16 protein-coding genes and 1 tRNA gene are annotated in these 21,184 nt (G+C 62.1%); 2 read left to right on the forward strand and 15 right to left on the reverse strand.

Going from position 1 to position 21,184, the window contains the following annotated elements; all coding sequences use genetic code 11:
* Window positions 1-181: 181 nt before the first annotated feature.
* The 3 genes from fusA to rpsL form a co-directional block, all read right to left on the reverse strand.
* Window positions 182-2,272, reverse strand: a complete 2,091-nt coding sequence (gene fusA / locus AC0L3E_RS33075; protein ID WP_027027748.1) for an elongation factor G — start codon at window positions 2,270-2,272, stop codon at window positions 182-184.
* 29 nt (window positions 2,273-2,301) lie between these two features.
* On the reverse strand, window positions 2,302-2,772 hold the full coding sequence (gene rpsG, locus AC0L3E_RS33080) for a 30S ribosomal protein S7 (RefSeq protein WP_008875664.1): 471 nt from the start codon (window positions 2,770-2,772) through the stop codon (window positions 2,302-2,304).
* A gap of 76 nt (window positions 2,773-2,848) precedes the next feature.
* Window positions 2,849-3,220 (reverse strand): 30S ribosomal protein S12, encoded by a 372-nt coding sequence (rpsL, locus tag AC0L3E_RS33085; RefSeq protein WP_006333356.1) that lies wholly within the window; start codon window positions 3,218-3,220, stop codon window positions 2,849-2,851.
* A gap of 497 nt (window positions 3,221-3,717) precedes the next feature.
* Between rpsL and AC0L3E_RS33090 the strand changes: the two genes are divergently transcribed.
* Together AC0L3E_RS33090 and AC0L3E_RS33095 are read left to right on the forward strand one after the other, a co-directional pair.
* On the forward strand, window positions 3,718-3,999 hold the full coding sequence (locus AC0L3E_RS33090; RefSeq protein WP_013531420.1) for a transcriptional regulator: 282 nt from the start codon (window positions 3,718-3,720) through the stop codon (window positions 3,997-3,999).
* A 182-nt stretch (window positions 4,000-4,181) separates the two neighbouring features.
* A complete protein-coding gene (locus tag AC0L3E_RS33095; protein WP_127810385.1) occupies window positions 4,182-5,108 on the forward strand; it encodes a Gfo/Idh/MocA family protein in 927 nt (308 codons plus the stop codon).
* 373 nt (window positions 5,109-5,481) lie between these two features.
* Here AC0L3E_RS33095 and rpoC read toward each other — a convergent pair whose 3' ends face one another.
* The 12 genes from rpoC to AC0L3E_RS33155 form a co-directional block, all read right to left on the reverse strand.
* Window positions 5,482-9,678 carry a DNA-directed RNA polymerase subunit beta' gene (gene rpoC, locus AC0L3E_RS33100; protein ID WP_013531415.1) on the reverse strand — a complete coding sequence of 1,399 codons (4,197 nt, stop codon included), beginning with the start codon at window positions 9,676-9,678 and terminating at the stop codon, window positions 5,482-5,484.
* Window positions 9,679-9,825: 147 nt separating this feature from the next.
* A complete protein-coding gene (rpoB, locus tag AC0L3E_RS33105; RefSeq protein ID WP_127295769.1) occupies window positions 9,826-13,962 on the reverse strand; it encodes a DNA-directed RNA polymerase subunit beta in 4,137 nt (1,378 codons plus the stop codon).
* A 251-nt stretch (window positions 13,963-14,213) separates the two neighbouring features.
* Window positions 14,214-14,591 carry a 50S ribosomal protein L7/L12 gene (rplL, locus tag AC0L3E_RS33110; RefSeq protein ID WP_023762907.1) on the reverse strand — a complete coding sequence of 126 codons (378 nt, stop codon included), beginning with the start codon at window positions 14,589-14,591 and terminating at the stop codon, window positions 14,214-14,216.
* A 54-nt stretch (window positions 14,592-14,645) separates the two neighbouring features.
* A complete protein-coding gene (gene rplJ, locus AC0L3E_RS33115) occupies window positions 14,646-15,164 on the reverse strand; it encodes a 50S ribosomal protein L10 (protein WP_013531412.1) in 519 nt (172 codons plus the stop codon).
* 395 nt (window positions 15,165-15,559) lie between these two features.
* On the reverse strand, window positions 15,560-16,258 hold the full coding sequence (rplA, locus tag AC0L3E_RS33120) for a 50S ribosomal protein L1 (protein WP_013531411.1): 699 nt from the start codon (window positions 16,256-16,258) through the stop codon (window positions 15,560-15,562).
* Between the two features lie 4 nt (window positions 16,259-16,262).
* A complete protein-coding gene (gene rplK, locus AC0L3E_RS33125; protein WP_013531410.1) occupies window positions 16,263-16,691 on the reverse strand; it encodes a 50S ribosomal protein L11 in 429 nt (142 codons plus the stop codon).
* Between the two features lie 159 nt (window positions 16,692-16,850).
* Window positions 16,851-17,378, reverse strand: a complete 528-nt coding sequence (gene nusG, locus AC0L3E_RS33130) for a transcription termination/antitermination protein NusG (protein ID WP_013531409.1) — start codon at window positions 17,376-17,378, stop codon at window positions 16,851-16,853.
* Between the two features lie 27 nt (window positions 17,379-17,405).
* Window positions 17,406-17,609 (reverse strand): preprotein translocase subunit SecE, encoded by a 204-nt coding sequence (gene secE / locus AC0L3E_RS33135; RefSeq protein ID WP_013531408.1) that lies wholly within the window; start codon window positions 17,607-17,609, stop codon window positions 17,406-17,408.
* A 396-nt stretch (window positions 17,610-18,005) separates the two neighbouring features.
* Window positions 18,006-18,081 (reverse strand) — tRNA-Trp (locus tag AC0L3E_RS33140).
* A gap of 191 nt (window positions 18,082-18,272) precedes the next feature.
* Window positions 18,273-18,713, reverse strand: coding sequence for a metal-dependent hydrolase (locus AC0L3E_RS33145; RefSeq protein ID WP_473606692.1), 441 nt, complete (start codon window positions 18,711-18,713; stop codon window positions 18,273-18,275).
* 307 nt (window positions 18,714-19,020) lie between these two features.
* Entirely contained in the window at window positions 19,021-20,655 is a 1,635-nt protein-coding gene (locus tag AC0L3E_RS33150; RefSeq protein ID WP_473606693.1) for a COG3904 family protein, read from the reverse strand.
* A 154-nt stretch (window positions 20,656-20,809) separates the two neighbouring features.
* On the reverse strand, window positions 20,810-21,184 hold a 375-nt coding region (locus tag AC0L3E_RS33155), incomplete at its 5' end, for an EF-Tu C-terminal domain-related protein (RefSeq protein WP_473606694.1).

Raw genomic sequence — 21,184 nt, forward strand, 5'->3', positions numbered from 1 at the left:
AGCGACGTCTTGCCATGGTCGACGTGGCCAATCGTGCCGATGTTCACGTGAGGCTTGTTACGCTCGAATTTACCTTTGGCCATAATCGTTCTCCGTCTATTCTACCCGCTAAGGGGAAATTGTTATTCGCTCTTCAGATCCGGCACCGCGCAAGGAGCGCGACCCGGTGGCTAAGAAACCCTTAGGCGTATTTCTTCTGGACTTCCTGAGCCACTGCGGTCGGAACCGGCTCATAGTGATCGAACTGCATGGTGTAGGCCGCACGGCCCTGGCTCATCGAGCGCAGGTTGTCGACATACTTGAACATGTTGGCGAGCGGCACCATCGCGTTGATGACGACGGCGACGCCGCGCGCTTCCTGGCCCTGGATCTGGCCACGACGACCGTTCAGATCGCCGATGACGCTGCCGACGTAATCTTCCGGCGTCACCACTTCGACCTTCATGATCGGCTCGAGCAGCTGCACGCCAAGCTTGGGTGCGGCTTCACGGAAGCAGGCGCGGCCGGCGATTTCGAAGGCCAGAACGCTGGAGTCGACATCGTGGTAAGCGCCGTCGATCAGCGTCGCCTTGACGCCGATCATCGGGAAGCCCGCGAACGGACCCGAGGTCATGACGCTGTTGATGCCCTTTTCGACACCGGGGATGTATTCCTTCGGCACGGCGCCGCCGACGATCTTGGTCTCGAACTCGAACTCGCTGCTGTCCGGGTTCGGCTCGAAGACGATCTTGACGCGAGCGAACTGACCGGTACCGCCGGTCTGCTTCTTGTGCGTGTAGTCCTGCTCGTGCCTGCGGGTGATCGTCTCGCGATAAGCCACCTGCGGTGCGCCGACATTGGCCTCGACCTTGAACTCGCGACGCATACGGTCGACGATGATGTCCAGGTGAAGTTCGCCCATGCCGGAAATGATGGTCTGGCCGCTTTCCTCGTCGGTCTTGACACGGAAGGACGGATCCTCGGCGGCCAGGCGGTGAAGGGCGAGGCCCATCTTTTCCTGGTCGTTCTTGGTCTTCGGCTCGATGGCGATCTGGATGACCGGATCGGGGAATTCCATGCGCTCGAGAATGACCGGATGCAGCGGATCGCTCAGCGTGTCGCCGGTGGTCGTGTCCTTGAGACCGGCAAGAGCAACGATGTCGCCGGCAAAAGCCTCTTCGACGTCGGCGCGCGAGTTCGCATGCATCTGCAGCATGCGGCCGATGCGCTCTTTCTTGCCTTTCACGGTGTTGTCGACCGAGATGCCCTTGGTGAGCCTGCCCGAATAGATGCGGGCAAAGGTCAGCGAACCGACGAACGGGTCGTTCATGATCTTGAAGGCGAGCATCGACAGAGGCTCGTTGTCGTCGGCGTGACGCTCGATCTCGGCGTCGGTCTTGGCATCGACACCCTTGATGGCGGGAACATCGGCCGGCGACGGCAGATATTCGACGACGGCGTCGAGCAGCGGCTGCACGCCCTTGTTCTTAAAGGCCGAGCCACAGAACATCGGGTAGAACTTGACCGCGATGGTGCCCTTGCGGATCAGCGCGCGGATCTCGTCATTCGACGGCATCTTGCCTTCGAGGTAATTCTCAAGCGCCGTCTCGTCCATCTCGACGGCGGCCTCGATCATCTTCTCGCGGTATTCTTCGGCACGAGCCTTGAGGTCGTCCGGGATCTCGACGACATCCCAGGCAGCGCCCAGCGTCTCGTCGCGCCAGACAAGCGCGTTCATCTCGACGAGGTCGACGACGCCCTTGAACTCGGTCTCGGCGCCGATCGGCAGCTGCATGACAACGGCATGCGCACCGAGGCGCGAGCCGATCATCTCGACCGAGCGATAGAAGTCGGCGCCGATCTTGTCCATCTTGTTGCAGAAGATCATGCGCGGAACGCGGTACTTGTCGGCCTGGCGCCAGACGGTCTCGGTCTGCGGCTCAACGCCGGCATTGGCATCGAGCAGCGCGATGGCGCCGTCGAGCACGCGCAGCGAACGCTCGACTTCGATGGTGAAGTCGACATGGCCGGGGGTGTCGATGATGTTGAAGCGGTGCATCTTGCCGTCACGAGCCTTCCAGAAGGTCGTGGTCGCGGCGGACGTGATGGTGATGCCGCGCTCCTGCTCCTGCTCCATCCAATCCATGGTGGCAGCGCCGTCATGGACTTCGCCGATCTTGTGCGACTTGCCCGTGTAGTAGAGGACGCGCTCGGTGGTCGTCGTCTTGCCGGCGTCAATATGCGCCATGATACCGAAATTGCGGTAGTCTTCGATTTTGTATTCGCGGGCCATCGTAGCTGCCTCTCAGTCTCGTTCGCGCTTTACCAGCGGTAGTGCGCGAAAGCGCGGTTGGCTTCAGCCATCTTGTGGGTGTCTTCACGCTTCTTGACAGCCGTGCCGCGGTTGTTGGCCGCATCCATCAGCTCGCCGGAGAGGCGGTCGACCATCGTGGTCTCATTGCGATTGCGGGCCGCAGCGATCAGCCAGCGAATGGCCAATGCCTGGCGGCGCTCGGGGCGCACATCAACCGGAACCTGGTAGGTGGCGCCACCGACACGACGCGAACGCACTTCAACATGCGGCGCGACATTGTCGAGCGCCTGATGGAAGACGGTGACCGGCTCCTGCTTGGTCTTCGACTGAACCTGGTCGAGCGCGCCGTAGACGATGGTCTCGGCGACCGACTTCTTGCCGTCATACATGACGGCGTTCATGAACTTGGTGACGATCAGATCGCCGAACTTCGGGTCCGGATTGATCTCACGCTTTTCTGCACTGTGACGACGCGACATGGCTTTTGTCTCTCAATCTCATAACCAGACGCACCCAAGGAGCGCCAAGGCCGGAAAATCTTACTTCGGACGCCCCTTACTTCGGACGCTTGGCGCCGTACTTCGAACGGCGCTGCTTGCGGTTCTTCACACCCTGCGTGTCGAGCACGCCGCGGATGATGTGGTAGCGAACGCCCGGAAGATCCTTGACGCGGCCGCCGCGGATCATCACCACGGAGTGTTCCTGAAGGTTGTGGCCTTCGCCGGGGATGTACCCGATCACTTCAAAACCATTGGTCAGGCGGATCTTGGCCACCTTGCGCAGCGCCGAGTTCGGCTTCTTCGGCGTCGTTGTATAGACGCGCGTGCAGACGCCCCGCTTCTGCGGGTTCTGCTGCATGGCCGGGACCTTGTTGCGCTTCACCGGCGCAATGCGCGGCTTGCGGATCAGCTGGTTGACGGTAGGCATTAAACCCTCTTGTCTCTCAATTCCGTGTCTCGCCCGGTCAGGGCCGCTCAAAGCGTCATTTCCATACGCAAATTCGGGCCATAAACCGCGCCTCGCGGTCTTGCCCGAACAAAAGGCAGAGGAAGCGGAAGCCGCTTCGTGCACGCCGGAAATGTCTTTTCGCTCGTAAAACGAACCCTGTTTGAGGCAAACTCCAAAGCGTGTCGCTTCGGAAGGGAGAGCCTCACATCGGTTCTGACTGGGCGGCTTCTACTCGTAAGACCGCGGACCGTCAAGCCCGGAGCATCAAATATTGCGCGCCGACCAAGGCTTGGCAGCCATGCGAAAACCGCATGTAATTTTCTTTCGCATTTTTGCAAGAGCGAGGAAGAAAGTGACAAGCCTTCAGGCAAAGTGAATGGGTTTGCGCTGTTGCGCGGCCTTGCTTCATGCGAAAAGGCCGCATGAGCAGTCAAAACCCCCTCGCCCGCCCACCCGCTGCCAAGAGGAATCGGCCCGTGAACGACAATGAAGAACGCCCGGTCACCATAATCACCGGCCGGGTGTGGAAGAAAAAAGGCGGCAAACCGGAAGGCGTCCACGTCATGCTGGTGGCGCCCGACGACGATTCGGCGGTGCGCCGGGCACTCGAATCGCTTGCCGCCGAAGGATACGCCGAGGCCGAGCTCGACCAGATCGGCGACATGGACGGCATCCCCGACGAAGAGCCGCATATCTCCGCTTTCCAGGGCGCGCTCGAAGGCGAAGTGTCGATCGTCACCTTCGACGTGCCGATCTGAACCCGAACTCGGTCCAGCTTTCGAATCGACTGCCGAGACGAATCGGCGACCGAGGCCTTCCCAGCCGACAAAAATGTGCACTGCCGCTCGAGGAAGGCCGAGCTAGGCTTCTCGGCTTCGGCTTGCCCGGGGCAAGTGTTCTGGTAAGAAACCATCACCATCATCAAACAGACGGAGCGGCCGTGTCCCAGCCCATCAAGATAGGCATCGTCGGCGTTGGCAAGATCGTCCGCGACCAGCATCTGCCGGCCCTGGCGAAAGACCAGGACTATCGCCTCATCGCGGCTGCCAGCCGTCACGGCAAGGTGGATGACATCCCGAATTTCCCTCACATCGAAGCCATGCTCGATGCGGTGCCCGAGCTCGAGGCCGTGTCGCTCTGCATGCCGCCGCAGTTCCGCTACGATGCGGCGCGCACCGCGCTGATGGCCAAGAAGCATGTCTTCCTGGAGAAGCCGCCTGGCGCCACGGTCAGCGAGGTCGAGGACCTCAAGATATTGGCCGCGCAGAACGGCGTCTCGCTGTTCGCCAGCTGGCACTCGCGCTATGCGCCGGCCGTAGAGGCCGCACGCGCCTTCCTCGACAAGGCCAAGATCAGGTCGGCCGCCATCAACTGGAAGGAAGACGTGCGCCGCTGGCACCCGAACCAGGAATGGATCTGGGCTCCCGGCGGTTTCGGCGTCTTCGATCCCGGCATCAACGCGCTGTCGATTGCCACCCATATCCTGCCGGCGATGTTCATCACCTCGGCGGTGCTGGATTTTCCCGAAAACCGCGCCTCCCCGGTTGCCGCGCGCGTCGCCTTCCGCACCTCGAACGGGTTGCCGGTGACGATGGACCTCGACTGGCTGCAGACAGGCCCGCAAAGCTGGGACATCCTGGCCGACACCGACAAGGGCGCGATGGTGCTGTCGGGCGGCGGCTCGAAGCTCGCCATCGACGGCAAGGTGGTTCATGACGAGCCGGAGGCCGAGTACCCGATGCTCTACAAGCGCTTCGCCGAGATCGTCCGCGCCGGCACCTCCGATGTCGATCTGGCGCCGCTGCAGCATGTCGCTGACGCCTTCATGCTCGGCAAGCGCAACGTGGTCGAGGCGTTCTTCGATTGACAATGGGCTGTGAAGAGCGACCTCGCTCCGATCCCCACTTCCCGGATCATTTGCGAAGGGCGCGCCGCCCCTCATTGTCCTGCCGGACATTTCTCCCCGTATAGTGACGGGGAGAGAGGGGCAATGGCGACGCCGGCGTTCGCCCTGCAAGGTCGCCGATTGGCGAAATCGTCAGCGACGGCGTCCTTCTCCCCGTCACTATACGGGGAGAAGATGCCGGCAGGCAGATGAGGGGCGGCGCCAGCCTGCAAAACAAGGCACCAGACGATGCTCCTCACTTCGCCACCGCCACAAAGTTCGGCTCCAACGCAATGAAAAAAGGCCGCCGGGTCGCCCCGGCGGCCTTTTTTGCCTGAGATTCCTGCCGCCGCGCTTACTGCGCGGCGGTTGTCATGTCGGCCAGCATCGGCTCGGCGACTTCCGCACCCGAGGCCTTGCGGCGCTCGTCGATGATCAGTTCGTCGCGCGAGGTGGCGATGCGCCGGATCTGGCTCATCGTGCCGCCGGTACCGGCCGGGATCAGCCGGCCGACGATGACGTTTTCCTTCAAGCCCTGCAGCATGTCGGTCTTGCCGGCAACCGCGGCCTCCGTCAGCACCCGGGTCGTCTCCTGGAAGGAGGCGGCCGAGATGAAGGACGGCGTCTGCAGCGATGCCTTGGTGATGCCGAGCAGCACCGGCAGGCCTTCGGCCGGCTTCTTGCCGTCCTCGACCAGACGCTCGTTGACCTCTTCCAGTTCGATCACGTCGACATGATCGCCCGGAATGTAGGTCGAGTCGCCCTGCACCGTGATCTCGACCTTCTGCAGCATCTGGCGAACGATCACCTCGATGTGCTTGTCGTTGATCGACACGCCCTGCAGACGATAGACTTCCTGGATCTCGTTGACGAGGTAGGAAGCAAGTGCCTCCACGCCCTTGATCGCCAGGATGTCGTGCGGCGCAGGATTGCCGTCGAGGATGTAGTCGCCCTTCTCGATGACGTCGCCGTCTTGGAGATGGAACGGCTTGCCCTTCGGGATCAGGTATTCGACCGGCTCAAGCGTCGAGTCATGCGGCTCGATGATGATGCGACGCTTGTTCTTGTAGTCGCGGCCGAAGCGGATCGTGCCGTCGATCTCGGCGATGATGGCGTGATCCTTCGGACGACGTGCCTCGAACAGCTCGGCAACACGCGGCAGACCGCCGGTGATGTCCTTGGTCTTGGCGCTTTCCATCGGAATACGCGCCAGCACGTCGCCGGGGCGAACCTGCGAGCCCGGCTCGACCGAAAGAATGGCCTCGACCGAGAGCAGGAAGCGGGCGTCGCCGCCCTTCGACAGCTTGCCGACCTTGCCCTTGGCGTCCTGGATCGCGATCGCCGGCTTCAGGTCGTTACCGCGTGGCGTCGAGCGCCAGTCGATGACCTCACGCTTGGTGATGCCGGTCGACTCGTCGGCCGTTTCCTGAACGGAAATGCCGTCGACCAGATCCTCGTACGACACCCTGCCCTCGATTTCAGTGAGGACCGGACGGGTGTAGGGATCCCACTCGGCGATACGCTGGCCGCGCTTCACCTTGTCACCATCGTCCACGAAGATGCGCGAACCATAGGTGAGGCGGTGCGAGGCGCGCTCCTTGCCGGCTTCGTCGAGGATCAGAACCGCCATGTTGCGGCCCATGACCATCTGCTGGCCGTCGGAGTTGCGCACCACGTTGCGGTTGCGGATCTCGACCTTGCCCTCATACGAGGCTTCAAGGAACGAGCTGTCCACGACCTGCGCGGTACCGCCCATGTGGAAGGTACGCATGGTGAGCTGCGTGCCCGGCTCGCCGATCGACTGCGCCGCGATGACGCCGACGGCTTCGCCCTGATTGACCGGGGTGCCGCGGGCCAGATCGCGACCGTAGCAGACCGCGCAGACGCCAACCCTGACTTCGCAAGTCAGTGCCGAGCGGATGCGGACCGACTGGACGCCGGCCTTTTCGATCTGTTCCACGTCACGCTCGTCCATCAGCGTTCCGGCCTTGACCAGGATCTCGCCCGACACCGGATGGGTGATGTCGTCGAGCGACGTACGGCCCAGCACGCGCTGGCCGACCGAAGCGACGACCTGACCGGCATCGACGATCGGCTGCATGGTGAGGCCCTTGTCGGTGCCGCAGTCGACGGAGTTGACGATGCAATCCTGCGCCACGTCGACCAGACGACGGGTGAGGTAACCCGAGTTCGCCGTCTTCAAGGCGGTGTCGGCCAGACCCTTGCGGGCGCCGTGGGTCGAGTTGAAGTACTCGAGCACGGTCAGGCCTTCCTTGAAGTTCGAGATGATCGGCGTCTCGATGATTTCACCCGACGGCTTGGCCATGAGGCCGCGCATGCCGGCAAGCTGGCGCATCTGGGTGGGCGAGCCACGCGCACCGGAGTGCGACATCATGTAGATCGAGTTCATCGGCTTCTGACGGCCATTGTCCTCGAACTCGACCGCCTTGATGCGGGCCATCATTTCGTCGGCGACCTTTTCCGAGCACTTGGCCCAGGCGTCGACGACCTTGTTGTACTTCTCGCCCTGCGTGATCAGACCGTCATTGTACTGCTGCTCGTATTCCTTGGCCAAAGCCTCGGTGTCGGAGACCAGCTTGATCTTTGCATCCGGGATCAGCATGTCGTCCTTGCCGAACGAAATGCCGGCACGGCAGGCATGGCTGAATCCGAGCGCCATGATGCGATCGCAGAAAATGACCGTCTCCTTCTGACCGCAATGGCGGTAGACGGTGTCGATCATCTTGGAAATGTTCTTCTTGGTCATCTCCTGGTTGGCGGTCTCGTAAGGCACGTTGACGTTCTTCGGCAGAAGCTCGCCGATGATCATGCGGCCAGGCGTGGTGTCATGGATCTTCGACACGACCTTGCCTTCCGCGTCGACCGTGCGGAAACGACCCTTGATCTTGGAGTGCAGCGTCACCGCCTTGGTCTCGAGCGCGTGCTGGAGTTCGCCCATGTCGGCAAACACCATGCCCTCGCCCGGCTCGTTCTGGTTGACGATCGAGAGATAGTAGAGGCCCAGAACCATGTCCTGCGACGGCACGATGATCGGCGCGCCGGAAGCCGGGTGCAGGATGTTGTTGGTCGACATCATCAGCACGCGGGCTTCAAGCTGCGCTTCCAGCGACAGCGGCACGTGGACGGCCATCTGGTCGCCGTCGAAGTCGGCGTTGAAGGCCGTGCAGACCAGCGGGTGCAGCTGGATCGCCTTGCCTTCGATCAGGATCGGTTCGAACGCCTGGATGCCGAGACGGTGCAGCGTCGGCGCACGGTTCAGCAGCACCGGATGCTCGCGGATGACCTCGTCGAGGATATCCCAGACTTCCGGACGCTCCTTTTCGACCAGCTTCTTCGCCTGCTTGACGGTCGAGGAGTAACCCTTGGCGTCGAGACGGGCGTAGATGAAGGGCTTGAACAGTTCGAGCGCCATCTTCTTGGGCAGGCCGCACTGATGCAGCTTGAGCTCCGGACCGGTCACGATGACCGAGCGGCCGGAATAGTCGACGCGCTTGCCGAGCAGGTTCTGACGGAACCGGCCCTGCTTGCCCTTGAGCATGTCGGACAGCGACTTCAGCGGGCGCTTGTTGGCGCCGGTGATGACGCGGCCGCGACGGCCGTTGTCGAACAGCGCATCGACGGCTTCCTGCAGCATGCGCTTTTCATTGCGCACGATGATGCCCGGCGCCCGCAGTTCGATCAGCCGCTTCAGACGATTGTTGCGGTTGATGACGCGGCGATAGAGATCGTTCAGATCCGACGTGGCGAAGCGGCCGCCGTCCAGAGGAACCAGCGGACGCAGGTCCGGCGGGATCACCGGAACCACCTTCATGATCATCCATTCCGGACGGTTGCCGGATTCCATGAAGTTCTCGACGACCTTGAGCCGCTTCAGATACTTCTTCTGCTTCAGCTCGGAGGTGGTCGAAGCCAGTTCCGAACGCAGGTCGCCGGCGATCTTCTCCAGGTCCATGCCGGCCAGGAGGTCATGAATGGCCTCGGCGCCGATCATGGCGGTGAACGAATCCTCGCCATACTCGTCGACGGCGATCATGTATTCTTCCTCGCTGAGCAGCTGGTGCTCCTTCAGCGCGGTGAGGCCAGGTTCGGTGACGATGTAGTTCTCGAAATAGAGGACGCGCTCGATGTCCTTCAGGGTCATGTCGAGCAGCGTGCCGATGCGCGACGGCAGCGACTTCAGGAACCAGATATGGGCGACCGGTGCCGCCAGTTCGATATGGCCCATGCGCTCACGACGAACGCGCGACAGCGTGACTTCGACGCCGCACTTCTCGCAGATGACGCCCTTGTACTTCATGCGCTTGTACTTGCCGCACAGGCACTCATAGTCCTTGATCGGGCCAAAAATGCGCGCGCAGAACAGACCGTCACGCTCCGGCTTGAAGGTGCGGTAGTTGATGGTCTCCGGCTTCTTGATCTCGCCGAAAGACCAGGACAGAATCTTCTCAGGGCTGGCAAGCGATATCCGAATGGAATCGAACACCTGCGCAGGCGCCTGCGGATTGAAGAGATTCATGACCTCTTGGTTCATGCCGTTCTCCTTTTCGGGGTCCTCGAAAACCCCTTGCATCTAGCGCGGGCCAAACGCCCGCCGTCGTGTGTCGGCCACCGGCCGAAGAATTTGGTGCGTTCGGTCGCTATTTCCGCGACCGAACGTCTTGTTTACTCGGCCGCGCCCCTATTCGGCAGCATCGGGCAGCCGGACAGGGTTGTCGTCGAGCTTGGTGTTCTCCAGCTCGACATTGAGGCCGAGAGACCGCATTTCCTTGACGAGAACGTTGAAGCTCTCGGGAATGCCGGCCTCGAAGGTGTCGTCGCCACGCACGATCGCCTCGTAGACCTTGGTACGGCCGGCGACGTCGTCCGACTTCACCGTCAGCATTTCCTGCAGCGTGTAGGCCGCGCCGTACGCTTCCAGCGCCCAGACCTCCATCTCGCCGAAGCGCTGGCCACCGAACTGCGCCTTGCCGCCCAGCGGCTGCTGCGTGACGAGCGAGTACGGACCGATCGAACGCGCGTGGATCTTGTCGTCCACGAGGTGGTGAAGCTTGAGCATGTAGATGTAGCCCATCGTCACCTTGCGATCGAACGGCTCGCCCGTGCGTCCGTCATAGAGCTGCGACTGACCTGATGTGTGCAGGCCCGCCTGCTCCAGCATGATGTTGATGTCAGCCTCATGCGCGCCGTCGAACACCGGGGTCGCGATCGAGACGCCGCGGCGCATCTGCTCGCTGAGGCGAACGATGCTCTCGTCGTCATAGTCACGAACCGGCTCGTTGCGGTCGTTGGCCGGGATGAAGCTCTCGAGCGTCTTGCGCAGCGGCTTGATGTCGCCGGCTGCCTTGTACGTGTCGATCAGCTCGCCGATCTTCCTGCCCATGCCCGCGCATGCCCAGCCCAGATGCGTTTCCAGGATCTGGCCGACATTCATGCGGCTCGGCACACCCAGCGGGTTGAGCACGATATCGGCATGCGTGCCGTCCTCGAGGAAAGGCATGTCCTCGACCGGAACGATCCGCGACACGACACCCTTGTTGCCGTGACGGCCGGCCATCTTGTCGCCGGGCTGCATCTTGCGCTTCACGGCCACGAAGACCTTGACCATCTTCATGACGCCCGGAGGCATTTCGTCGCCGCGCTGGACCTTCTCGACCTTGTCCATGAAACGCTGTTCGAGCGCCTTCTTGGAATCGTCGTACTGGCCGCGCAGGGCTTCCAGTTCGCTCTGGAGCTTTTCGTTCTCCACGGCAAACTGCCACCACTGCGAACGCGGATACTCGTCGAGCGTATCCTTGGACAGCGTCGAGCCCTTCTTGAAGCCCTTCGGTCCGGCGATCGCTTCCTTGCCGACGAGCACGTCGGAAAGACGCGCATAGACGTTACGGTCCAGGATGGCCTGCTCGTCGTCGCGGTCCTTGGCGAGGCGTTCGATCTCCTCGCGCTCGATCGCCATGGCGCGCTCGTCCTTCTCCACACCGTGGCGATTGAACACGCGCACCTCGACGACGGTGCCGAAAGTGCCCGGAGGCATGCGCATCGAGGTGTCGCGCACATCGGATGCCTTTTCGCCGAAGATGGCGCGCAGAAGCTTCTCTTCCGGCGTCATCGGGCTTTCGCCCTTCGGCGTGATCTTGCCGACCAGGATGTCGCCCGGCTGAACTTCGGCACCGATATAGACGATGCCGGCTTCGTCGAGGTTCTTCAGCGCTTCTTCCGAGACGTTTGGAATATCGCGCGTGATTTCCTCCGGTCCGAGCTTGGTATCGCGCGCCATGACCTCGAACTCCTCGATATGGATCGAGGTGAAGACGTCATCGGCGACGATGCGTTCGGACAGGAGGATCGAGTCCTCGTAGTTGTAGCCGTTCCACGGCATGAACGCGACCAGCACGTTGCGGCCGAGCGCCAGATCGCCGAGCTCGGTCGACGGACCGTCGGCGATGATGTCGCCCTTGTTGACCCGGTCACCCATGCGAACCAGCGGACGCTGGTTGATGCAGGTGTTCTGGTTCGAACGCTGGAACTTCATCAGCCGGTAGATGTCGACGCCGGACTTGCCCGGATCGAGATCTTCGGTGGCGCGGATAACGATACGCGTCGCGTCCACCTGGTCGACGATGCCGCCGCGGCGGGCGCCGATGGCGGCACCCGAGTCACGGGCGACGATCGGCTCCATGCCGGTGCCGACGAACGGCGCCTCGGCGCGCACCAGCGGCACGGCCTGACGCTGCATGTTCGAGCCCATCAGAGCGCGGTTGGCGTCGTCGTTTTCCAGGAACGGGATCAGGGCCGCGGCCACCGACACCATCTGCTTGGGCGACACGTCCATCAGATCGACGTTTTCGCGCGGCGCCATCATCACTTCGCCGGCGCTGCGGCAAATGACGAATTCGTCGACGAAACCACCGTTCTTGTCGAGCTCGGCGTTGGCCTGCGCGACATGGTGCTTGGCCTCTTCCATTGCCGAGAGATAGACGACATCATTGGTCAGCTTGCCGTCGACGATCTTACGGTACGGGCTCTCGATGAAGCCGTACTTGTTGACGCGTGCGAAGGTGGCCAGCGAGTTGATCAGACCGATATTCGGGCCTTCCGGCGTCTCGATCGGGCAGATGCGGCCGTAATGCGTCGGGTGCACGTCGCGCACTTCGAAGCCGGCGCGCTCGCGGGTCAGACCGCCCGGTCCAAGCGCCGAGAGGCGGCGCTTGTGGGTGATCTCCGACAGCGGGTTGGTCTGGTCCATGAACTGCGACAGCTGCGAGGAACCGAAGAACTCGCGCACGGCGGCAGCCGCCGGCTTGGCGTTGATCAGGTCCTGCGGCATGACCGTGTCGATCTCGATCGAGGACATACGCTCCTTGATCGCGCGCTCCATGCGCAGCAGGCCGACGCGGTACTGGTTTTCCATCAGCTCGCCGACCGAACGCACGCGGCGGTTGCCGAGATTGTCGATGTCGTCGATCTCGCCCTTGCCGTCGCGCAGCTCGACCAGCGTCCTGACCACGGCCAGGATGTCGTCCTTGCGCAGCACGCGCACGGTGTCCTCGGCCTTGAGCTCGAGGCGCATGTTCATCTTGACGCGGCCGACGGCCGACAGATCGTAGCGCTCACTGTCGAAGAACAGCGAGTTGAACATGGCTTCGGCGGTTTCGAGCGTCGGCGGCTCGCCGGGGCGCATGACACGATAGATGTCGAACAGCGCGTCCTGGCGGCTCTCGTTCTTGTCGACGTTGAGCGTGTTGCGGATATAGGCGCCGACATTGACGTGGTCGATGTCGAGAACCTTGATCTCGTCTTCGCCGGTGCCGAGCAGAACCTTCAGCGTCTTCTCGTCGATCTCGTCGCCGGCCTCGAGGAAGATCTCGCCGGTGGCGTAGTTGACGATGTCCTCGGCCAGATAGTTACCGAGCAGGTCCTCGTCGGTGGCCTTGATCGCCTTGAGACCCTTTTCGCCAAGCGCCCTCGCCTGGCGGGCGGTGATCTTCTTGCCGGCTTCGACGACGACTTCGCCGGTATCGGCATCGACCAGGTCGCCGACGGCCTTGAGGCCGCGGAAACGCTCGACGTTGAACGGAATGCGCCAATGGTCACCGGCGCGCTTGTAGGTGATCTTGTTGTAGAAGGTCGACAGGATCTCTTCGCCGTCCATGCCGAGCGCCATCAGCAGCGACGTCACCGGAATCTTGCGGCGGCGATCGATGCGGGCGTGCACGACGTCCTTGGAATCGAACTCGATGTCGAGCCAGGAGCCGCGATAGGGGATGACGCGCGCGGCAAACAGAAGCTTGCCCGACGAGTGCGACTTGCCCTTGTCATGGTCGAAGAAGACGCCCGGCGAGCGGTGCATCTGCGAGACGATGACGCGCTCGGTGCCGTTGACGATGAAGGTGCCGTTCAAGGTCATGAGCGGCATGTCGCCCATGTAGACGTCCTGCTCCTTGATGTCCTTGATGGACTTGGCGCCGGTATCCTCGTCGATATCGAACACGATGAGGCGCAGCGTCACCTTCAGCGGCGCGGCATAGGTGAGGTCGCGCTGACGGCATTCGTCAACGTCGAATTTCGGTCCTTCGAACTCGTACTTCACGAACTCCAGCATCGAGGAGCCGGAAAAATCGGAGATCGGGAAAACCGACTTGAAAACAGCCTGCAGTCCCTCGTCCGGACGCCCGCCCTTGGGCTCCGCCACCATCAGGAATTGATCATAGGATGCCTTCTGAACCTCGATGAGGTTCGGCATCTCCGCAACTTCCGGGATCTTTCCGAAGAACTTGCGTACGCGTCTGCGGCCATTGAAAGTCTGGGTCTGGGCCATCGTCGCTCCTTAGCTCTAAACTCGGGACGAGCCTCGCCGCGGCTCGCCTTGCATTCTGGGCCACCTTGGCGGCAACCCTCTGTCTGTTTTCCCGGCGCCTGTCGGCGGCCGGCTAGAACGGGAGAAAACCCGTTTCCTGAAGGCCGATTTTCGGCCCTCAGGAAAGAGGTTCTCGTAGATCTCGCGTTACGCGTGCTCCCTCCGGGCGAAGGGAGTGGCGGACGGCGCGAGGCCGCCCGCCGCTTTCACGATTACTTCAGGTCGACCTTGGCGCCGGCTGCTTCCAGCTGGGCCTTGAACTTGTCAGCGTCGGCCTTGGAAACGCCTTCCTTGACCGGCTTCGGAGCCGCTTCGACCAGATCCTTGGCTTCCTTGAGGCCAAGACCGGTGATGGCACGGACTTCCTTGATGACGTTGATCTTCTGAGCGCCTGCCTCGGTGAGGACGACGTCGAATTCCGTCTTTTCCTCGACCGGAGCAGCAGCGGCCGCACCACCGCCAGCGGCGGCAACAGCCACCGGAGCAGCGGCGGAAACGCCCCACTTTTCTTCCAGAAGCTTCGACAGCTCGGCCGCCTCGAGGACGGTCAGCTTCGAAAGGTCGTCTACGATCTTTGCGAGATCAGCCATTGTTGTGTTCCTTCATAAGGTTCGAACGTGTGTTTGTGATAGCGAGGAACGGCCTCATGCCGCCTCGTCCTTCCGGGCGTAAGCGCCGATGACGCGCGCGACCGAGGCCGCTGGCGCATTGACGATCTGGGCGATCCGGGTTGCCGGCGTGGCGATCATGCCAACCAGCCTGGCGCGCAGCTCATCGAGCGACGGAAGTGTGGCGAGTGCCTTCACACCGTCGGCATTGAGCGAGGTGGTGCCCATTGCGCCGCCGAGAATGACGAGCTTGTCATTTCCCTTGGCGAAATCGGACGCGACCTTCGGCGCCGCAATCGGATCCTCCGAATAAGCAATCAGCGTCTGTCCCTTGAACAGCTCGATGATCGATGCGGAGTCCGTGCCCTGAAGAGCGATTTTGGCGAGACGGTTCTTCGCGACTTTGACGGTGCCACCGGCGGCGCGCATTTTCGACCGAAGGTCGTTCATTTGCGCGACGGTGATACCGGCGTAGTGGGCCACGACCACTGAACCTGCGTTCGAGAACGCACCGTTCAGGCCCGTGACGAGTTCGCGTTTTTCCGCTCTGTCCACTGCCTATCTCCAGTTGACCCCAATCCTGTTAACGGGAACATCCCATTGACGAGGACAGGCGTCGGGTTGCCTTTTGTCGGCCGGGCCATCCAGTAACGGATCTCCCGAACGACGCTCGAGGATCCTGCCCCCTTTCGCCACATCGACGGTCAAGCCGGCGATGCGCAGACAAAAGGCAAACACGGTTCGAACCTTTCATTGGAGCAATCGCTCCGTTGTCCGGTCTTCACCCGTCTCATGCAGGCCCAAATCGAATTAAGGCTTCTGGGCCGCCTGCAATCTCGGACAGGATGTCCGGAAACCTCTCGGCTTCCGGTACCGGGCCGCCAACTAGGTCGGAGGCCCGGAATTCTTTGCAGATCAGCCGTTTACCGGCCGATCTCGATCAAAACTTATCAGGACGCGTTGAGCGTCGCGACGTCGAGCTTGAGGCCCGGGCCCATCGTCGAGGTGACCGACACCTTCTTGACGTAGTTGCCCTTGGCGCCAGTCGGCTTTGCCTTGGTCACCGCATCGGCGAAGGCGCGGATGTTCTCTTCCAGGGCCTTGACGTCGAACGAGACCTTGCCGACGCCGGCATGGACGATGCCAGCCTTCTCGACACGGAACTCGACGGCACCGCCCTTGGATGCCTTGACGGCGGCGGCAACGTCGGTGGTGACGGTGCCGACCTTCGGGTTCGGCATCATGCCGCGCGGGCCGAGCACTTTGCCCAGACGACCGACCAGCGGCATCATGTCCGGCGTGGCGATGCAGCGATCAAAATCGATCGTGCCCTTCTGGACGATGTCGACCAGATCCTCGGCACCGACGATGTCGGCGCCGGCGGCGCGCGCTTCGTCGGCCTTGTCGCCACGGGCGAACACGGCGACACGCACCGAGCGGCCGGTGCCGTTCGGCAGGTTGACCACGCCGCGGACCATCTGGTCGGCATGGCGCGGGTCGACGCCGAGGTTCATGGCGACTTCGATGGTCTCATCGAACTTCACCGAGGAACGGTCCTTGAGCAGCTTCAGCGCATCGCCCAGGGCATAAGCCTTGTTGGGATCGATGCCTTCGCGGGTCTTCGATACGCGCTTTGCAATCTTTGCCATGATCTTAGCCCACCACTTCCAGACCCATCGAGCGGGCGGAGCCCTCGACCATGCGCATGGCCGCTTCGACGTCGTTTGCGTTCAGGTCTTTCATCTTCGCGGTGGCAATCTCGCGGACCTTGTCACGCGAAACCGTACCGGCCTTGACCTTGCCCGGCTCCTTGGAACCGGACGTCAGGTTCGCCGCCTTCTTCAGGAAGTAGCTCACCGGCGCCGTCTTCATGACGAAGGTGAAGGACTTGTCCTGATAGTAGGTGATGACGACCGGAACCGGCGATCCCTTTTCCATTTCCTGGGTCTGCGCGTTGAACGCCTTGCAGAATTCCATGATGTTGATGCCACGCTGACCAAGCGCCGGGCCGATCGGGGGAGACGGCGTCGCCGATCCCGCTTTCACCTGGAGCTTGAGCTGGCCTGCAATTTTCTTAGCCATCTCTTTTCCTGCCTTTGTCTATGCCGGTCATGCCGGCGGTTGCAGTCTGGTGGTGCGGTTCGCGCAGCCGGCTAAAGCCGCACTCGCCTCCCACCGTCTCAGGCCGCGCGCTTCCGCGCCGCCTCCCCCGATCGCCAAACCGGCGTCAGGGATTTCGGATCAGCCCTTTTCGACCTGTCCGAATTCCAGATCGACAGGCACGGCGCGCCCGAAGATCGAAACTTCCACCTTGAGCCGCGCCCGCTCTTCGTCCACTTCCTGGACGAAGCCGTTGAACGACGCGAAGGGACCATCCGAAACGCGGATCGCTTCGCCGATCTCGAACGTTACCGAAGGCTTCGGCCGCTCGACGCCTTCCTGGACCTGGTTCAGGATGCGCTGGGCTTCCGCCTCGGTGATCGGCACCGGCTTGGAGTCGCCCAGGAAGCCGGTGACCTTCGGTGTGTTCTTGACCAGCGAGAACACCGCATCGGTCAAATTGGCCTTCAGCAGCACATAGCCCGGGAAGAACTTCCGCTCGGCATCGACCTTGCGACCGCGGCGAACTTCGACGACCTTCTCGGTCGGAACCACGATCTGGTGGATGTCGGCGGACAGGCCCTTCTGCTTGGCCTTGTTCTCGATATCCTCGGCGACCTTCTTTTCAAAGTTCGAATAAGCGTGGACGATGTACCAGCGCGCGGTCATTTCAAGACTTCTCCGTAATCGCCGGACTTAGCGTCCGATGCCCAGAATCTGTTCGACCGCAAGGCCCATGAGCTGATCGGCGGTGAAGAAAAAGATCATCGCGATCACTGCGAAGGCCAGAACCATCACCGTCGAGATCATCGTTTCGCGTCGCGACGGCCAAGTCACCTTGGCGGTCTCCGCGCGAACCTGCTGGAGAAAGACGAAAGGATTTGTGGTTTTCGAAGCCATATGCCGCTCTGTCTTCAAGACCCGTTGGCCGGGTCTCCTGGATGATCCCGCTGGCCGGGACGTGCCGCCTGAGCCCAATCTCGCGCCGAATCAGCGCAATCATTTCGCCCATGCAAATCAGACGCGTAAAGCCGGTTTCCCAGCTCCACGCGTCGCGTGTCTGTTTCGTCTACATAAAACCGATTCTTGATCCACGCAAGTGGCAAGTCTCCGCTTTATGACCAAACACCGCCTCGGAACCATCCAGTCGTTCCGTCCCGGCTATGGCGCTCTTATGCCCCAATCGACCCTATATGGCAAGCGGGTCGCCGATTTTCAAAGGCCAGGCCATGGAAATATCGTTTTGAACGCCATTCCGAAACGGCGAAACATTGGGTTGAATGCCATTCCAAGAAATGGCACGGGCAGCAGGGCTCGAACCTACGACCTGCGGTTTTGGAGACCGCCGCTCTACCAACTGAGCTATGCCCGTACGTGCGCATGTCGGCGCAGAAGGCGCTTCCTAAAAGCTTCCGCACGCTCTGTAAAGAGCGGTTTGCAAGCAAACGCGCCTTAATCCCGACAAGGCCATCCGGGTCAATCCCAAGCTCCCGCCTGAAGTCGCCAGCGCGCGGTGGCGTGATTGAGAGAGACGTCGCCTGCCCTCTTCGATGTGGAGCGTCCTCAAGCGGCATTCGTGGCAGGCTGCGGTCGCCCGCGTGCAAGCCAAAGCGCCCAGCCGCATATCAGGAGCTCGCATGCGAACGTCCAGTGCAGCAAAAAGCTCAGCACCCAATTGCTGAAGTCCGCCGGTACAGTGACGAGTTCGAACGCCCGCCGATCGAATGGCATCAGCCACAATATCGGCGACGCCAGCGTATCGAGGACCATATGCAGCATGGCGGCGGCAAAGAAGGCAGCCGTGGCTGCCAGATACGAGCGGGCGCGCCGGCTGACGAATAGCAACGACAGCGCCCCTGCGGCCGCCCAGAACAGCGGCCAATGCGTCATATAGGAGTGATGGTGGGTGCGTCCGCCGTCGATGAAATGGAAATACAGCATATCGATATCGGGATGACACTGCCGACCATGGCGGCCCCGACGATAGCCGGGCTGCCAGGCCACTGCCTGCGCATGAACGTTCCGAGAATATAGCCACTTGGAAGATGGGCGATCAGCATCTCGGGACCGTTCACGGTTGCAGGCCAGTGCAGCATTCCGCCCTATTGTGGCGTTATTCCGAATGCCTGCGCCCGATACGCTTCGTGCCGATCATGGTTCCGTACCCGGTGGCTTATAGGGGCCGCCCGGCACGCCCCAACCCAGGCCGGCATCGATCCTCCGCCTGCCTGGCGCCGCCAGCAGCGACGATAGCGGAACAATCGGAAGCGGCTCAACCTGCCTCATGGCCGGTTTCCGGCTCCGCCGCACACTACAATTTGGCCGGCGCGTCAGCCTCGGCATTGGCGGAAGGCCGGATCCGGCAATTCTCGGGTCTTGGCACCGCCTCGCAAATGGTGGCACCGGTCAGCGCGTCGACCGATTGCAGGCCGGTCGTCAGGCCGACCTTCAGCATCATGCCGGGTTCCAGCCGGCGCTCGGCCGAGCGTCGCTCGATCGCTGCGAACAGGGCGGGACCGATCGCCATCTCCTCGAGATAGGCCTTGACCATCTGCTTTTGCCCCATCGGGTAAAGGCTAAGCCGCGCCTGGGGACCGACAAACCGCCTGATGCCGCCGGCAAGCATCAGCGCGCAGGCCGAATCGCACTCCACGCCGGCATCGATGCTCAGCCCGGCATAGGCGCCCTCTTTGGCCAGGCAATTCCACGCTCCTGGGTCACAGCCGACGAAATCGGTGCGGCCAACGGCGACGTCGAGCTTCTTTTCATGGATAATCCGTCCTGCCGCTAGGGCGCTGAGCAGGTCGCCTCCCCTCGAACTGATCACGACAGGCAGTTGCCGTTTGCCAAGCATGGCGAGCAATTGGCGCAGCTTCTGCGGGGTCCGGGGGGTGATCGCGCCTTCTGCCGAGATCCATTCCGGGCAGTCTGGATTGCAGAGCGGATTGGTGCCGCGAACGACGACGAAGCGCATGTCTTCATCGCGCCGCGCCGCCTCGGGTTCGATCGGTGGCGGCGTGGCCGCGGTCGCCGTCAGGCCATCAGGCTTGTTCCCCGGCACCTCCCGGCAATTCGCGGCCAGGCGGCCGGGCTCGCACAGGCTTGCCGCTGTCAGCAGGCCCACAGCGTCCGTGCTGGTGACCAGCTTCATCGCCAGCATGTCGTCGAGGGCGATCTGGTGGATTTCGCTGGCCGGGGTGCCCTTCATCGTTTCGAGCATGCTTTGTTCGATGCCCATCTGTTTCAGGTAGGCCGCCAGCTTTTTCTCAACCGCCTTGCTCATCTCGTAGGTCTTGTAGCTGCCGGCGTTCTTGCGGCTGACGATCTTTGTGTTGAGGATCTTCTTCTTGCCCCCCACGACGCGATAGGTGGTCCGGTATTGCAATTTCGTACGGATGTAGGTCGTGGTGATCTGATGGACGCCGAGATAGGCCCATTCGCCGGCCACCCGCCTGATACCGCCGGCAAACATCAGAGGACAGGCGGAATTGCACATGGCGCCATAGTCGATGACATCGCCGAAGTAGCGGGCGTCACGGTCCTGGCACCCCTTCGCACCGGGCTGGCAGCTGGAAAACACCGTCTTACCGATGGCGATATCGAACTTGTTCTTGCGGATCAGCCGGCCAAGCGTCAGCGCCGCCTCGACATTGCCGCCGGGAGAATCGACGACAACAGGCAGTTTCCGGCCGCCAAGCGTCTTCAGCATGCGTTTGAAGAGTGCCGGCGTGCCGGCTTCTATCGAGCCCTCGGCCGAGATCCATTCCGGGCAGATCGGCTCGCACCCCGGTGCGTTGCTGCGAACAATGCCGAACCGCATCGTCGGCCCAAGATCCGGCGCCGCATCCGCCGCAAAGGCTGCCGGGCCTGCGGCGAGCAATGCGAGCAGCCAGGTCAGAGCCAGCGGCCACAATGCCCGACGATGGAAAAACCGCCTTGGAACCATTTGGAATAAGCCCCTCGATGCAACCTATACTAGTCGAGGCCCGGAGCCTTGCAACAGGGTTCGGCCGACAGGGCGGCAGCCGCTAGCCCCGCAAAAGAAAAGGGCGGCCCGAAGACCGCCCTTTTCTTGTCGATCCGGCGAATGCCGGGCTCGATTATTCCTTGATGGTGACGACGATGCCGGCACCGACGGTGCGGCCGCCTTCACGGATAGCGAAGCGCAGCTTCTCTTCCATGGCGATCGGCACGATCAGCTCGACATCGACCGTGATGTTGTCGCCCGGCATCACCATCTCGGTGCCTTCCGGCAGCGACACGATGCCGGTCACGTCCGTCGTGCGGAAGTAGAACTGCGGACGGTAGTTGGTGAAGAACGGTGTGTGACGGCCACCTTCGTCCTTGGTCAGGATGTAGGCTTCGGCCACGAACTTCTTGTGCGGCTTCACCGTACCGGGCTTGGCCAGAACCTGGCCGCGCTCGACACCTTCACGATCAACGCCGCGCAGCAGCGCGCCGATGTTGTCGCCGGC

This window comes from Mesorhizobium sp. WSM4822, from assembly GCF_055811155.1.